Source organism: Halorubrum shenae (genome assembly GCF_051194165.1).
In the GTDB taxonomy this organism is placed as follows: domain Archaea; phylum Halobacteriota; class Halobacteria; order Halobacteriales; family Haloferacaceae; genus Halorubrum.
The window spans coordinates 21,632-37,048 of record NZ_JBLZNI010000013.1; the positions used below are offsets into that span (position 1 = coordinate 21,632).

14 protein-coding genes are annotated in these 15,417 nt (G+C 62.1%); 8 read left to right on the top strand and 6 right to left on the bottom strand.

Annotation, left to right across the window (positions count from 1 at the left end; all coding sequences use genetic code 11):
- The first annotated feature begins 17 nt into the window (after positions 1 to 17).
- The 3 genes from ACNS88_RS13490 (at position 18) to ACNS88_RS13500 (ending at position 3,096) form a co-directional block, all read left to right on the top strand.
- Positions 18 to 929, top strand: a complete 912-nt coding sequence (locus ACNS88_RS13490) for an acyltransferase (protein WP_435098666.1) — start codon at positions 18 to 20, stop codon at positions 927 to 929.
- Between the two features lie 73 nt (positions 930 to 1,002).
- The gene (locus tag ACNS88_RS13495; RefSeq protein WP_435098668.1) at positions 1,003 to 2,295 is read left to right on the top strand and encodes a phosphoglucose isomerase-related protein; all 1,293 of its coding nucleotides are present in this window, start codon (positions 1,003 to 1,005) and stop codon (positions 2,293 to 2,295) included.
- Between the two features lie 75 nt (positions 2,296 to 2,370).
- Positions 2,371 to 3,096, top strand: coding sequence for a CPBP family intramembrane glutamic endopeptidase (locus tag ACNS88_RS13500; RefSeq protein WP_435098670.1), 726 nt, complete (start codon positions 2,371 to 2,373; stop codon positions 3,094 to 3,096).
- A 33-nt stretch (positions 3,097 to 3,129) separates the two neighbouring features.
- On the opposite strand, the gene ACNS88_RS13505 is transcribed toward ACNS88_RS13500, so the two are convergent.
- A complete protein-coding gene (locus ACNS88_RS13505; RefSeq protein ID WP_435098672.1) occupies positions 3,130 to 4,419 on the bottom strand; it encodes a DNA double-strand break repair nuclease NurA in 1,290 nt (429 codons plus the stop codon).
- Between the two features lie 196 nt (positions 4,420 to 4,615).
- Between ACNS88_RS13505 and ACNS88_RS13510 the strand changes: the two genes are divergently transcribed.
- Entirely contained in the window at positions 4,616 to 5,155 is a 540-nt protein-coding gene (locus tag ACNS88_RS13510; protein WP_435098674.1) for a hypothetical protein, read from the top strand.
- A 258-nt stretch (positions 5,156 to 5,413) separates the two neighbouring features.
- Here ACNS88_RS13510 and ACNS88_RS13515 read toward each other — a convergent pair whose 3' ends face one another.
- A complete protein-coding gene (locus tag ACNS88_RS13515; protein WP_435098676.1) occupies positions 5,414 to 5,686 on the bottom strand; it encodes a hypothetical protein in 273 nt (90 codons plus the stop codon).
- Positions 5,687 to 6,507: 821 nt separating this feature from the next.
- On the opposite strand from ACNS88_RS13515, the gene ACNS88_RS13520 reads away from it, so the two are divergent.
- On the top strand, positions 6,508 to 7,059 hold the full coding sequence (locus ACNS88_RS13520; protein WP_435098678.1) for a hypothetical protein: 552 nt from the start codon (positions 6,508 to 6,510) through the stop codon (positions 7,057 to 7,059).
- Between the two features lie 27 nt (positions 7,060 to 7,086).
- Here ACNS88_RS13520 and ACNS88_RS13525 read toward each other — a convergent pair whose 3' ends face one another.
- Positions 7,087 to 7,599: a GbsR/MarR family transcriptional regulator gene (locus ACNS88_RS13525; protein ID WP_435098680.1), complete on the bottom strand. Its 513-nt coding sequence runs from the start codon at positions 7,597 to 7,599 to the stop codon at positions 7,087 to 7,089.
- A gap of 140 nt (positions 7,600 to 7,739) precedes the next feature.
- Between ACNS88_RS13525 and ACNS88_RS13530 the strand changes: the two genes are divergently transcribed.
- Positions 7,740 to 8,093: an ArsR/SmtB family transcription factor gene (locus ACNS88_RS13530; RefSeq protein WP_435098683.1), complete on the top strand. Its 354-nt coding sequence runs from the start codon at positions 7,740 to 7,742 to the stop codon at positions 8,091 to 8,093.
- A 401-nt stretch (positions 8,094 to 8,494) separates the two neighbouring features.
- Here the strand turns inward: ACNS88_RS13530 and ACNS88_RS13535 are convergent, their stop codons facing one another.
- The 3 genes from ACNS88_RS13535 to ACNS88_RS13545 form a co-directional block, all read right to left on the bottom strand.
- Positions 8,495 to 10,714 carry a PAS domain S-box protein gene (locus ACNS88_RS13535; protein WP_435098686.1) on the bottom strand — a complete coding sequence of 740 codons (2,220 nt, stop codon included), beginning with the start codon at positions 10,712 to 10,714 and terminating at the stop codon, positions 8,495 to 8,497.
- Positions 10,711 to 12,228 carry an ATPase domain-containing protein gene (locus tag ACNS88_RS13540; RefSeq protein ID WP_435098689.1) on the bottom strand — a complete coding sequence of 506 codons (1,518 nt, stop codon included), beginning with the start codon at positions 12,226 to 12,228 and terminating at the stop codon, positions 10,711 to 10,713. The genes ACNS88_RS13535 and ACNS88_RS13540 overlap by 4 nt, the downstream gene beginning before the upstream one ends.
- A gap of 173 nt (positions 12,229 to 12,401) precedes the next feature.
- Positions 12,402 to 12,617, bottom strand: a complete 216-nt coding sequence (locus ACNS88_RS13545) for a hypothetical protein (RefSeq protein ID WP_435098692.1) — start codon at positions 12,615 to 12,617, stop codon at positions 12,402 to 12,404.
- A gap of 388 nt (positions 12,618 to 13,005) precedes the next feature.
- On the opposite strand from ACNS88_RS13545, the gene ACNS88_RS13550 reads away from it, so the two are divergent.
- Positions 13,006 to 14,361, top strand: coding sequence for a serine/threonine protein kinase (locus tag ACNS88_RS13550; RefSeq protein WP_435098695.1), 1,356 nt, complete (start codon positions 13,006 to 13,008; stop codon positions 14,359 to 14,361).
- Entirely contained in the window at positions 14,358 to 15,179 is an 822-nt protein-coding gene (locus tag ACNS88_RS13555; protein ID WP_435098698.1) for a hypothetical protein, read from the top strand. Before ACNS88_RS13550 ends, ACNS88_RS13555 begins: the two co-directional genes overlap by 4 nt.
- Positions 15,180 to 15,417 lie beyond the last annotated feature (238 nt).

Below are 15,417 nucleotides of genomic sequence, written 5' to 3' on the forward strand. Positions count from 1 at the left end.
ACAACGAAGGAGCGACGATGACAAAGCGACACGTCTCCCTGCCCGACGGTGCGGAGGCCGGGGTCCGAGGATTCGTCGACGAGGTGGACGAGCGCCTCTCCTCGGAGGAGGACACCTGCACGGTCGTCCGAGACACGCTGATCGACCTCCATGGCGACCGCGAGCGCTGGGAGGCGTGGCAGGACGGCGAGTCGGTGTCGAGAGCCGAGCGCGTCCGCTTGCAGGGGTACGACCCGTGTAACGCCACGCTGGAGTCGGAGTACTACGCCGAGAAGGACGAAGAACAGTTCCAACAGTCGAAGTACCTCCAGTGGCTCTGGCGGCAGTTCGACGCCACGCCGATGGCCGACAACGTCGAGTTCGCGCTCCGGTTCCGACAGATGCTCGGCAACCACCTCTTCGCCGACTGCGGCGACGACTGCCGCTTTTTTAAGGGTATCTCCGTCACCTACGGCCACAACATCGAGGTCGGCGACAACGTCGTGATCCACGACGACGTCCACCTCGACGACCGCGGGAAGCTGACGATCGGCGACCGCGCGTCGATCTCGGACGGCGTCCACCTCTACAGCCACGACCACGACCTTGTCGACCAGACCGAAGTCCGGAACTTCCACACGGTCGTCGAGGACGACGCCCGCGTCACCTACGACGCCATGGTGCGCGCCGGCTGCCGAGTCGGCGAAAACAGCGTCGTCGGCGCGCGCTCGGTCGTGCAGGGCGACGTGCCCGCTCACCACGTCGTCGTCGGCTCGCCCGCGCGGAGCGTCCGCGTGAAGCCGGGGTGGGAAGAGGCCGCCGACGAACTGGAGGACGGTCGGCTCCCCGACAGACAGGACGAACGCGAGATCGAGTACGACCTTCCGAACGACATCGACCCATTCGACGAGTTCCAGCGCGACCTGCGGCCGCCGCGTCCGCCGCAGTGACCCGGGACCGACGTCCGCGTCGGCGCTCCGCTCAGAAACCCATTCTTAAGTCCCGGTCGCCCCCACAGCCGGTATGCACGTCGACCTCGGCAACGCCTTAGACACGACACCGGGACTCACGGAGGAGACCTTGGAGCGACTCGATTCCCGGGTCGCGGACGCACACGATCGGATCGCCGCCGGGATGGCCGCCGACGAGTTCGGCTACGCCGCCCTGAACCTCCCGGAGACGGCCGATCCGGACGCGATCCGCGAAGCGACCGACCGGTTCGAACGCCCCGAAGCCGTCTTGACCGTCGGCATCGGCGGGAGCGCGCTCGGCGCGGCGACCCTCGCGAACGCCCTCGAAAGCGACGTGGACGCGTGCTTCCTCGACAACGTCGACCCGGACGCGGTCGGCGCGCTGCTCGACCGCCTCCCGCTCTCGGAGACTGTCGTCAACGTCGTCTCCAAGTCCGGGACGACCGCGGAGACGCTCGCGAACTTCCTCGTCGTCCGCGAGGCGATGGCGGAGGCGGGCGTCGACTGGACCGACCGCACGCTCGTGACGACCGGCGAGGCGGGGAACCTCCGCGCGCTCGCCGACGCCCACGACCTCCCCGCGCTCGACGTGCCCGACGGGGTGCCGGGGCGCTTCACCGTCCTCTCGACGGTCGGGCTCGCCGTGCCGGCGCTGCAGGGCCACGACATCGAGGCGATCTTGGCGGGCGGGCGCGACGGGATGGAGAGCCTGTCGGGCTCGCTGTTCGAGACCCCCGCCTACGCCTACGGCGCGGCGACGTACGCGCTCGCCGAGCGGGGCGCGCTCACCAACGCCGTGATGCCGTACGCGGAGTCGCTGGAGACGTTCGCCGAGTGGTTCGCCCAGCTGTGGGCCGAGAGCCTCGGCAAGGACGGGCTCGGGCAGACCCCGGCACGCGCGCTCGGCGCGACCGACCAGCACTCCCAGCTCCAGTTATACCGCGCCGGCCCGCCGGACAAGCTCGTCTCTCTGATCCGGCCAACCGAGCGCGCCGAGACCGAGATTCCGGAGACCAACCTTGACGGGCTGGCGTACCTCGGCGGCTCGTCGCTCGGCGACCTGCTTGACGCCGAGTTCGAGGCGACCGAGGCGAGCCTCGCGGCCGCGGGCGTCCCGAACCTCCGCGTCGAGATCGACTCTGTCGACGAGCGGAGCCTCGGTGAGCTGCTGTACGAGATGGAGGCCGCCTGCATCCTGTACGGCGAGCTCGCGAGCGTGTCGACGTTCACCCAGCCCGCGGTCGAGTGGGGGAAGAAGGCGGCGCGCGGGTTGCTCGGCGGCGGCGACTTCCCCGAGGCCGACGCCGTGGCCGACAAGCGCGAGCTGCGGATCGACGGCTCCTAACTGCGGCCGTTCGCCCCGATCCCCGCGTTGTAGCCTTCCGGAGCGCCTAACACGCCGTGCGCCCAATCACCGTCGATGACAGACGACTTCCCGGTGCCGATCGATCGACTGGTCCACGCTGCGAGCGCCGTGTTCGCACTTGTGTTCGCGCTCGTCGTCGCCAGCCTGATCGCCCAACTTGCCACCTCGGCCGCGGTCGGTGTCGGCGTCGTCGCGCCCGACACGAACGCGTTCACCCTGCTCCGGACCGTCGCCAGCTTCGTGGGCTTCCTCCCGGCCGTGGTCGGCTACCTCCTGATCACCGACCAGCGGGACCTCGTGTCGGTCTCGCGCCCGTCGCTCCGGGAGGTCGGGCTCATCGTGGGGTCCGCAGTCGTTCTCTACGGGCTCCAGATCGGGCTCCTCCTCACGCTTCGCGAGTTCGGGTTCGGGACCGGACAGAACCCGGCGACGATGGCCCCCGGCGACCCGGTGGTCTACTACGGCGCGATGATCGCGGTCTCGTTTTTCGTCGTGGGGCCCGCGGAAGAGCTGCTGCTCCGCGGCGTCGTCCAGGGCGGGCTCCGGCGCTCGTTCGGCGCCGCGCCGGCGATCCTCATCGCGGCCCTCATGTTCGGCGCGCTCCACGGGAACGTCGAGGGCACCGTCGTCGAACAGGTCGCGTACATGGGGGTGACGGTGATCCTCGGTGCGATCCTCGGCGTCCTCTACGAGAAAACCGACAACGTGCTGGTCCCGGGGTTCGCACACGGGCTGTACAACGCGATCATCTTCGCGGGGCTCCTCCGAGGCGCGCTGTGACCCCCCGCTGAGCGGAACCGTCCCGAGTGCGGGCTAATACGGCTCCTTCCCCCACCGCCGGTCGTCGTAGGTCGCCTGTTGGTCGCTGTCGAAGCGCTCCTCGAACTTCCGCCGGAGCGCGGCCTTCTCGCTCGCCGAGATCCGCGCCAGCTCGTCGGCCTTCGCGACGGCCTCCGGCGGCCCGCGGGTGGTCGCCACGTCGGCGAGGACCTGCCGGGTGAGCCGGTCGCGGATCGACGGGTCGCGAGCGAACGCGTACGGCGCCTCCAGCTTGTAGGTCACGTCTGTCCGGGGGTCGTACACGACCATGAACGTCGGCTCGTACAGCTCGGGGTCGAGCGCGCGTTCGATCCCCAGCGCGTCGCCGTCGGCGGCCATCGTCGCATCGACGCCGCCGCGGCTGTGAAACCACGTGGTGAACGTGAGCTCGTCGTCGACCCGGTCGGGTCGGCCGCTGGAAGCGTTACCGACGGAGTCGCCGCCGGCGGAGCCGTCGTCCTCGCGCCGTTCGAGAAGTCGGGTGAAAAGCGCCGTGTCGTCGGGCCACGGTGATTCGACGCCCTTCCGGGCCAGCGCGCGGACGATCGTGCCGCTGGAGGGGTTCTTCACGAAGCCGGCCAGCGGCACGTCGCGCTCGACGAACCGCTCGACGAGCCGGACGTACTTCTCGACCACGGCGCGGGGCTTCGCCTCGCGGGCGAGCGCGCCGAGCTCCGGGTTGCGGTCGTCCCACGTGAACAGCTCCTTCGGGTAGATCGGACCGTCGAGGACGAGCAGGTCGTCGACCTCGTCGGCGTGGTCGAGCGCGTGGGTCCCCTCGGCGAGGTATAAGGCGAGCGCGTGGACGACCCCCTCGGCGTACCGGTTCACCCGGGGGGCGTGAAGCACGCGCTGACGGGTGTGGCCGTCGTCGCGCTCGCGCCACTCGCCGTCGAAGCTCGCGGTCGAGTCGCCGGCGTGGACGGTCGCGACGATCGTCCGGTCGCGGTGGAGGTCCAGGTCGCTCGGCGCGCTCGCCATCGCGGCGTGGGCCACGTCGACGACGAGCCCGTTTTTAAAGGTGGTCGGGTTGATCGTGCCGGAGTCGAGGCCGTGTACCGTCTCGAACGGACGGTCGGTGAGGGCGGCGTCGTCGATCGGGGCTCGCCGGCGTTCGTGCTCGTCGAGCGGCTCGATCACGACCCGCCCGTCGCGGCGGAGCTCGGGGAGCCAGTCGCGCCACACCCGGCCCGCGAGGTCGTCGTGATCGGTCGTGTCCACGTCGCTCGCGATGCCGTACGCGAGCTGCGCGATGTTCTCGACGTGGATCGGATCGAGCGTCACGACCGTATCGCGGTTCGGAGGAATATAAAACGCGTCGGCTCAGGCGAGCGCTGAACCTTACATTGTGAACGACTGTGCCACTCACCCGCCGCTGACGCGGCTCGCTCCTTGAGGACGGGAACTCAGCGCCGGAATTTAGTAAAAGACTGATTTGATTCATCGGACCTGGTTTATCAGTGGCCCCGAGACAACAGGTATGAACCGACGGTCGATCGTCGCGGGCCTCATCGTGATCGCGCTGGTGCTTGTCATCGGAGTAATCGGCGCGGGACTCGCAGTCGGGCAGCTTTCGACGGTACTCGACGGCGAGCAACGCCAACCGCCTGCGCTTGAGGAATTCGACACGGCCGGAATCTACTGCACCGATGACCCCACCGCGAACAGTTCGACATCGATCCGTGGTGGCGGAGCGAACACCGGAATCACGTACACCCAGAACATCTCGCTTCCCTCCCGCGCGCATACGGTCGGGGATCCAACGTTCGAGCGACTCAACGAATCCACGTATCTCCTCTCGATCACCACCGAGGAGACGCCGAACACGACGGATTGCCCCGGTGGTACACATCAGGATACAACCGTCCGTTACAACGCTTCCATGCGGATCCCAGCCGGTGATGATCCGTGGCAGGTCATTATTCGACACGACAGACAGAACGTCACAACGATCTTTGGCGACTCCGACAGTTCGCTTATGGGTGGATCCGTAAGTGGCGGCGGGGAGGTGTCGGGCTGAACGACATACTACCGGACGCGAGTCAGCAAGGCATACCGATACCACGACCACTACCTGGGTCCGGGTGTTTGTGTCCGACGAGATCTTCCAGTTGTAAATACACAGAAGGCGGCATGGAACTGTTTTCACACCCTCCAACAAATTCAGAGGAAATCAGTAGGTACAGCAGGATGTGATAGCGTTCGATACTACTTGACCAAATTACTTTGTCGGGGAATCTGATCATCCGAAACGGACGTGGTGGTGGTTCTACCCGGTCTACGCGATAGCGATTGCTGTACCGACGAAGAACGCGGTAGTTGCGATCCCGAGAAGAGCCGCAGAAGCTCGCTTCTGCTCTGTAGGGTCTTGTCCGAGTGTATTCCATTCAAGCAGAATTCCGAGACCAATGACGATTCCAGCACAACCACCAACGAAGCCGGGAACTGACCATAGCGAAAGCCCGCTTTCGATTATCGCACCTGCTGATTGAAATGCGAGCAGAATTCCCGTGATCAACGGTGCAGCACCAGCCGCTGTTTTGGAGGGCATACGGCTAACACACCATTCCAATAACAGATAGTGGTTGTCATTTGACAGAGTCTCAACTGGGTTGTTCAATACGTATGTCCACCTCGCAGTCGATACAGTTACCTCGCCGAGGCTCTGTTGAAACTCTCAGCAGTTGATGTTTTTATCTTCAATCGCTCAGTACAGTATCTGTGCTCACCATGACGGTTCGATCGGTGCTAAGACAACCACCAGAAGAGGTTTGCCTGCTCTCGAAATAGCTACCGTAGATGCCAACACGCCGTGATCTTCTCATCGGCACTATAGGAGCCGGTACTGGGATAATCTGCTGGACTGTCGGGTCAGAGGTCAGCGAGCAATTCCGGAGCACGGACCTTCGGTACGTTCTTATTCGGAACGGAACTGAGAGCCGCCAATCGGTCAACGTGCTGTTTGAGGCTGCTGGAGAGCCAATCTTCTGGGAAACATACGACCTTGACGGTGGGGAAGTCGTCGAGCTAAATCGCTTTGAAAAAGCTGGAACGTATCGACTGTTCGTCCAATGGAATGACTCGACTCCCTCACAGCGCATAAAAACCGGAACAAGAGCAGTCGCTATCGTTCTCACACCAGTAGGAGATGGAGATATTATAATTCGAGACGTTCCCTTTTCATCCCTATCACCCTCCGAGCAACCAGGGACACGCACTCAAACTAACTCGACAGAGTGAGCACCGATCGACACTCTTCCGAACTGAAACTGGGCCCGGTTGATCTATTCCATGATACTCGTCTCGGAAGGTAACTGGTCCCGGTATCGGAATCTGTCAGTTTTATTGCTCGCGGTAAAGACAATTGGGACAATGGTCCCGTACGAGGCATTCGATCAGGACGTCGAAATCAAGGGTCAGACGGTTCTACAGGTCGTCGAGACGGCCATGGGGCGGTTTTCCGAAGAATACCGGGATCGGGCGAACAGCGCGCTTGCCGAGGAAGATATCGTCGATCCCGATCCCGATGAGTGGTATCGACAGCAGGCGTGGTTGAACGCCTTCGAGACGATTACCGATGACTTAGAGCCCCACGTCCTCGATCGCCTCGGCGAGCAACTCCCGTCGATCGCGGCGTGGCCAGCCGATATTGACACCGTCCCCAATGCCCTCCGTTCGATCGACGACGCCTACCAGCGCAATCACCGCGGCGGCGACATCGGATTCTACCGATTCAACCAGACGGGCGACCGGGTCGGTGAGGTCACGTGTCACAATCCCTATCCCTGCTCGTTCGACCGCGGGTTGATTCGGGGCGTCGCCAAGCAGTACGCACCCGTCGATTCGTTCGTGTTCATCGAAGAAACCGGGGATAGCTGCCGCCGCGAGGGTGACGACGCGTGTACGTACACAGTTCACTGGTGATTCACTGGTGAGTCTAGGGAGCGTCCGCTACTCCTGTTCGTGCGTTTCGAGCGCCTCACGCAACTCCGCCGCGGAGAACTCGGAGGCGAGTTGAACAATTTCTCTGAGATCCTCATACGTCTCTCGCAGCTCACGGATGCGTTCTTCGTCGTGCTGATCGTCTTCATCGGAGAGCTGATCTTCGGCGCGCTGGATTGTGCGGAGCGTCGCCTGCATCTCGCGGTGGATGTACTGTTGGAACACGTCCTGAACGATGAACCAGACCTCGCGTTCGGCGTTAAACTGTACTCGCCGTCCCCCTCCGTCTGAGGATCGTCGATGGATGAGTCCGATCCGTGTCAGCGTTCGCGTGACGTTACTGACCGTCGATTTCGCGTAGCCGGTCGTGTCTACGAGTTCAGGAATTGAGAGCGGCTCATCTGCGAAGTACAGAACCCCATAGATGCGGCCGGCGCTCCGGCTCAATCCGTAGACTTCGGCTGACTGTTCCATCGATTCGATGACCCGCTCGCGGGCGTCCGTCATCTCGTCGCTACTCATGAGTACTGTTGGTGGTCGCTGTCTTGTTGGGTGCCCCGGTGAATCATATGATTCTGAAAAACTTCGTAACTATTAAATTGTTTGATTCGTTTGTTCGGAGTGAGCCGAACAAACAAAACGAAACGAGATTCACTAATACCATGGCAAGCGCTTTTCCACTCCAGCCTCCCGTCGATCACACGCCCCGCGACCGAACAGAGATTGTTATTGGTGATGACGAGCCCTCCCGAGTCCTCCAGACACTGTCGTCTGACACTGCCCAGAAGCTCTTGGACGTCCTTAGTGAGAGGCCAAGAACTGCCTCGGAGGTCGCCGACGCAGTCGGCACCTCCATTCAGAATGCCCAGTATCACCTCACTCGTCTCGCCGAGGCTGGCCTCATCGAGGCTGTCGACACGTGGTACTCCTCCAAAGGCAGAGAGATGACCGTCTACGCTTTGGTCGCAGAAGAATTTGTCATCCAATTCAGTGCAAATTGCCACCGTTCGTCCTAAGCGGTTCAGACGCGACGCGACGAGACTGATGCCAGGGATTTTGGTGCGGTTTGACGTCGTCAAAGCTCCATCGAAAACGCATACCACCCAACGTGTGAGTGCTGGTTTTTTGTAAGCGCCGTCCATTCGGATTGTAGACGAGAAACTGGGCCGTTGGGAATTGATGAGTTTGACCGTGGTGGCCGACGGTTGAGGGTGACGAGGAGTTGACATTTCTCTCGCCGTTCACAGTAGTTGCCGAATCAGTTCGTTTCAGCCATCGATCTCGTGTGAACGACGATCTACGTACATACACTCGATAAAGGAGTATAAAAATGGAATGCGCCGAGTTCGACGATCAGCACCTTCGATATGCGCTGTGTTGAGGGGTTCGGCGACTACTGTTCAGGGCGGGGAGGATGTCAACCCTCGTTAATTGGCGTGAGTTGATGTGAGAGGACGGACGCTCGGGGGATGTTCAGTACGACCCGCGTCCCGCGCGGAGAGTTCTCTTCGATCGATACCTCTCCCCCGAACAGTGAGACGGTCCAGTAGACGATCCACAGTCCGAGGCCAGTCCCGTGTTGCAGCGGGGTTTCATCGCCCGAGTCGATCGTTTGCTGTTCGTGTTCGGGGACTCCCGGTCCGTTGTCTGCGACCACAATTTCGATCCACTCTCCGGTTCTCTCCCCGATCGATGGCCCTGTGGTAACCGTCACCTTTGGGGTGGGCCGGTCGTTGTGGATGATCGCGTTTTGTATCAGTTCCGATAGCGCCGTTTTCAGTCGACTGTCAACTCGAGCGTAGACGGGACCCTCTCTGTCGATCGTGAGTGTGGCGTCGGGATACATGTCCGAGACGGTGTCGACGACTTCGGACACGAGCGGCGTTACGTCGTAGATGGAATCCGTCGGTGTTTCACTGTCGAACAGTGAGCTTACAGTCGCGGCCTGCTCACTCAAATGCGACAATGCCGCCGTCCGTTCTTCGATCGCTTCTGCCCGTGTTTGGAGCTCGCCGTCGTCAACTGCATCCCGAAGCATCGCCGCGTTGCCTTCGATGACGTTCGTTCCGTTCCGGAGGTTGTGGCGCAACACGCGATTGAGGACCTTGAGCTGTTGTTCGCGCAGCCGCCGGTTCGTCACGTCGGATTCGATCGCGACGAAGTGCGTGATATCACCGACGTCGTTCGTTATCGGTGAGATCATCTGATCGACGTGATACAGCTCTCCGTTCTTCCGTCGGTTGATGAGTCGAGCCTTCCACTGCTTACCCGCCAAAATCGTTCGCCACATCCGGTCGTAGAACTCGTCGTCCTGTTTGCCGGAGTTGAGGATGTCCGGCGTTCGACCGACGGCTTCCGCCCGCGTGTAGCCGGTCCGGTCCTCGAACACCGGATTCACGTACTCGATCGTCCCCTCCCTATCGGTAATGAAGGCCGCGTGTCCCGCGTTCTCGACGGCTTTCCTGAACAGCTGTAAGTCCTGCTCGCGCTCTTTGCGCTCGGAGACATCTTCTTGGAACCCAACGTAGCTCGTGACGGTTCCGGCGTCGTCCGTCACCGGCGCGATGGTGACGCGATTCCAAAACTGGCTGCCGTCCTTCCGATAGTTCCGGAGTTCCATGGTCACGGGCTCGGCCTCATCTATCGCGTTCCGCATTTCGGCAACGGGTTCCTCTCGCGTCGCCTCCCCTTGGAGAAACCGACAGTTGCGGCCGACCGATTCCGACTCTGAGTATCCCGTTATCGCTTCGAACCCGTCGTTCACGTAGATCATCGGGTTGTCCTCTTGGTCGGGGTCGGAAATCGAGATCCCGACGGGCGCTTCGTCCATCGCCCTCGATTTCACCTTGATCTCTCGTTCGTACGCTTTCCGCTCGGTCACGTCCCGGGCGGAGAGGACGATCGGCGACTGCGTCGAATCCTCGAGCGTCGCAGCCGACACCTCTAACTGCCGGTTTTCTTCATCAGTTGTCTGACAAGTAAGGTCGTCGATCGAGCCCTCGCCGTCGTCCTGTACGTCCCGTAGGAAGGCCTCAAACCTCTCGCGATCGTCGGCGTGGACCGTGTCAATGAGAGAGATAGACAGCAATTCATCGCGCGTGTATCCCAAGAGGTCACTCGCCGCCGGATTACACTCGACGATCTCATCAGTCGCGGGAGCGACGACGAAGAGCGCGTCGTTCGTCGAATTAAATAGCCGTTGAAACCGTGTTTGGATATCCTCGTAGCGGTCGGATAACTCGACCGACTGTTCGCGTCGGGCCAGTAAGTTCCCGACCCGACGAAACAAGGTCAGCCGGTCGACGGGTGCTGACATCACTTCGTCGATAAGCGGCGGCCCGTCACCGTTCTGCTCGGATGGCAACGGGACCGTTCCCCTCGACCCGCCTTGTTGAATCAGCAGTACGGGTGTGAAGGTCGGGTGGGCCGTTTTTTTGCGCTCTCGCAACGCGTCGCGATACACCGGCAGCATCTGCTCACCGATGAGGTAACAATCGACGGGTCGGAGCGTCTCGCCGTCGGTGACGTCGTACCGGCTGCCGAGAAACTCTTCGAGGGCTTTCCGATCGCTGTCCCCGTGAACCAGGAGCTGTATCGTGTGTCGCCACCCGTCCTGGCTGTCTGATCGGTCTGTCATGGCCGATCTGTCGTCTGGGTGTGCCCGTCATGGGTGCGAGATGCCGAAGTCCCCCGCATGATCCCCCGAACGTTGTCGAACGGTCCCTCGATAACCAGTCCCTCGCCGGAGACGATGGAGAACCGGTGGAACCGGTTGTCGAAATCCCCGAGCCGCTTTTTAACGATGCCGATCGCCCGATCGAGTTCGCCGTCGACTTCGACGTACGAGAGAAACACGATGTTGTCCGCGATGTAGCTCGTGTTCGTACTGGTGGCTTTCTGGATACCGGTAAGGCGGTCCGCCTCGTCAGTGACAATGACTGCGATACCGCGATTCTTGAGCACTCGGGTGAGACCGTGGAGGCGGCGAGCGAGCCGCTGATCGCCGCCCTGAAGTGAGATTTTGTAGCCCGATAAGCCGTCGATGAACACCGCGTCCGGCGCATACTCTTCGGCTTGGTTAAGCACGTGCTGGCCGAATTCCTCGGCCGAACGCACGAGAGGTTCGGTCTCTGTGAGCTGTAGCGACCCCTGGGCCTGCATTTCGGTAATCGGGAGTCCGAGGGCTTCGGACCGGTGAACGAACTGATCGATAGACTCCTCGAACAGGTATCCAAGTGCGGTGCCACCGTGTTCGGCGATGCCCGAGAGTATCTGCGCACCGGTGGTCGACTTGCCGATGCCGGTCGGACCGCTGATAAACGAGACGGTTCCGCGCTCGAGCCCGCCACCGAGGAGGTCGTCGAGGGCGTCGTATCCGGTCGGGATGAGTTCCGGATCGAACGTTCGGTTGTCGTGTTCCGGAATGATTTGCGCGTAGACCTCGATCCCGTCCTTGCGGATCTCGAGACCGTGGGTGCCGTCGACCTGTCCGAGCCCGCGATGTTTCGAGACCGCGATCCGACGTTCGTGCTCGTCGAGATACAGGTTAATGACGCCGTCACTAATCGATTCGAAGTCGTCGTGCCTGGTTTCGGCGGTTCCCTCCCTGTTGAGCGTTCGCGTGGCGACAGTTGTCACCTGCCGGTCTCGGAGGAATCGGATGAGCGACTGCAGCCGCTTGCGGTACTGGTACTGGTCCTGTTCCACGTACTGCAGTTGTGTGATCGGATCGATGAGAATCCGGTCCGGGTCGACATCCTCGATCACCTGTTTGATGTCCTTCGTGAACCGCTCGGATTCGACCTCGGTCGCCTCGACCAAGTTATACGACTTGTCCTCGGCGAAGAAGTCCGTCCCCGGCCCGATGTCGAGAAAGTCGGCGTCTCGGATACCGACACCCAACTGTGCTGCGTTGACGAGAATATCGTGTTTAGACTCCTCACCGTGGATGTAGACGACCGTCTCGTCGACGTCGAGTCCCGTCCGCAGGAAGTGCTGTCCGAGAAGCGACTTTCCCGTCCCCGAAACGCCCTGTACGAGATAGGTTCTACCCTTGACGTACCCGCCGTTGAGTAGGTTGTCTAACTCGGGGATACCCGATGCGACTAACTCGATCCCCTCTGCCAGTGGTTCGCCGGTGGCATCGGACATAGTGTCTTATTACCCGTGTTAGGAGATCGAGTGATATAACAATAATTACTAGCTAATTTCATATTCATCCGCTTGATGCGACGGATCCCACCACTGAGGGTCCGCCCGTCAGAGAGGCCGAACGCAAGCTGTTAGCGTGATTTCCTTACGGCGAGGAGGATGTCTCAGAGACGTTATCGCTCTCTAAACTCCACCGTGTAGCCGTTGTCGCGAAGTGCTTCCACAAGCTCGTCATCGGGCTCGATCCTGAATTCGTGGAACGAGTTGGTCGGGCTATCAGCCGAATAGAGGTCAGAGTCAATGTTGTCCGGTATCTCGTTTTGATGCGTATCCTCTTGGACAATAACCGGTTGACTGGGGACCTGCTCGGAACCGTTGGCTTCTGTCATTCTGGTATCTACCCTTACAGCTATTCGGCTATTTGTATTCCGATCCTCGTTTGTCTGAGATGGCCATTTGGCGATGTCGGTCCGCCGACGCGATACCGATTCGGCGCGGTTCTATGCCACCTTCACGGATCTGTTGAGCGGTTTCGCCCGAACGTAGTTTTAAGAGGCTCTACAGACAAGTGGTGTTGACCGAGGCGGCCTCCCCGCCTTACCCCACTGAGGCGGTATCGGGATTCGCCATTTCGTCGCGGAAGACACCCTTCCATCAGACGACGTTTCCCGACCGCCTGAGGGACCTCCGGTCCCTCTCCGTTCGCGGCGGGGCGGATGTCGCGTCGTTGCCGCGTATGCGGAGCGTGCGCAGCGACGTTGGTGCTGTCCGTATCACATGAGCCGACCTAACCCGACACCGGACGAACTCCTCACATCAGCGCTCACTAATCCGGAGTCGTTTGACTCTGCACGGACCGCAAGACTGATCGCGCAGTTAGAGCGTGACGACCCCCAGGTTCGGCGCGCGGCATCCTGGGCGATCCGGTTTGTAACTGCGGAGTCTCCGTCGCTCGCCGACCGCTGTGCCGGGCGGTTCCGACGGGCGCTTCGTAACACCGACGCTCAATCGGATGTCCTCCGAACGCTCTCAGTTGTCGCCGAACACAACCCGGAGGCTGTCGCCGAGATACTCGACGGAGCGGTCGAAGAGGACATAATCGACCGATTCGTCGGACGAAACGTGATTGCCGGTTACCGGCCGCCAGAGCCGGGATCCGATGGGACCGTGATCGCTGATGAGGGCGATGAAATGGCTCCCGGGACCGAGACGGTCGGCACCGAAGAGGATGAAGAACGCGGCGGGTCCGAGCAGAAGGGGTCTGGCTCCGACACTGCCTCCAGCGAGGAGTCGGACGGGACCTCTCTCGGCCGGCCACCCACCAACTCACCGGCGAAGCCGCCGCGCCTCGACCGATCGCTGACCGCGTACGAACCGATCACCCCGGACACGCAAATCGGGGGCCGACTACACGCGGTGGTACGGTTCGCCGTGGACGGTCGGGAGTTCACCGGGATCCGACAGCGCTTACAAGCGATCGACGGCGTCGACCGCGACGCGTTTCACAGTGCCGTTAACCGATGGTGCCGGATCGACGATCACGACGCAGTCGTCTCCGTCATCGACCACGGCACCCAGCCGACACCGTGGCTCGTTACCGAGCGAAGCACCACGGAGTCGCTCACGGAGCGGGACACACCGCTCTCGTCGCCGGAAGCGCGGTGGGTGCTCTATCAGATCGCCGACGCGCTCAGCTACGCACACGCCGCCGGCGTGTTACACGGTGGTCTTCATCCGGGCACAGTCGCGTCGGCAGAGACCGTCGAAGACGCCGACGCGTGGAAGTACCCCCGCGTCGACGACTGGCAGCTCGACAACCTGTTCGGCTCGAGCGAGCCCCACGCAGACGTGCCGCGTCGATACGCCGCGCCGGAGCACGTCTCCCCCGACCGGTTCGGCGGTGTCGACACCGCAAGTGATATCTACGGGGTCGGAGTCATCGGCTACCAGCTGCTGACCGGGCGCGCACCGCTCCGCGATGGCGGAGAGATTCGCCCCGCGTCTGCGGTCGCTCCCAACGTGCCTGACCGACTGTCGACGACTCTCACCAAGTGCCTCAGAACGGCCAAAATGGAACGATATGCCTCTGCTGCGGCGCTCAAACGCGACCTGGCAGCGGCGGACAACAGATGAGTGGCACAGGCCCTGTCGGCGTCGGCGACCCCGTTACTGCCGTCTCTCTGTCTCGACGCATGGCCGGTACTGTGCCGGGACTCGTCGGGACGACACCGAGTGCATCTGGGGCCGGAGTCACCCGGTTCGTCGCGGCGGTGCTCGTGTTCGTCGCCTGTCTCGGGACGACGTGGTATGCGCTCGCGAACGCGAGACACGAAACGCACGACACGCTCGTGTGGCGGTACGTCGCACTGTCCACGACGGTCGGCGGCGTCTACGCGGCGCTGCTGATCGTTGAACTGGTTACGCCGGAGGCTGGGACGGTGATTCGAGCGTTCAGGCTGCTTGCACAGCTGTTCTTCGTCATCTTCCTTGCGCTGTCGCTGCGAGAACTGTACTACGCACAGCCCACGACCTCCGACGAAGGCGAACTGGTGTCGCTCTCGACCGCACGCCGGATCGAAACCGGGTTCATGCTGCTTGCGGTGGTGCAATTTCCGGTCGTCGTTTTGATCGGTCCGGCAGGGGTTGCGCGAGCGGTCCTCGGACTCGCAGCCGTCGCGTTCACCGTCTACGGTGTTTCGTTCGGGCAGGCGATTCGCGCTCGTCGGCTGACCCACGGTACCGTCCTCGACGTTACCGTCACGTACACAATCGCCGTCCTGCTCTCCGTTGGCGCGGTAACGATCACCGAGAGCGCCGTCGTCGTTGCAGTGCCCCAAGCCGCCGTCGACGGGGCAGTAAACGTGCTCTTAGTCATGGTCGGCTCGTTTCTCATCAGCCTGATCATCCGGCTGAAACGTAGCGCAGACGCGGCCGGTGGAACGGCGGGTTGAGGCGGGCGAGCGCAGTTGCATTACTGAGGCCGGACGGCCTACTTTGCCCGAACTGAGGTGACCCACATAACGACCTCTCGAGCGGACGCGAGCAGACGGCGCGCTCGTCGAGTGGGACCTCACGTCCCTCGGCGAGGGCGATCCGGGCTTGATGCTGCCGTTCCTCATTAGCGACCGAACCCCCCCGAGAGCGTCCCACATCGCCGTCGTACGTTTATACGCTGGCGGCCGATCGAGG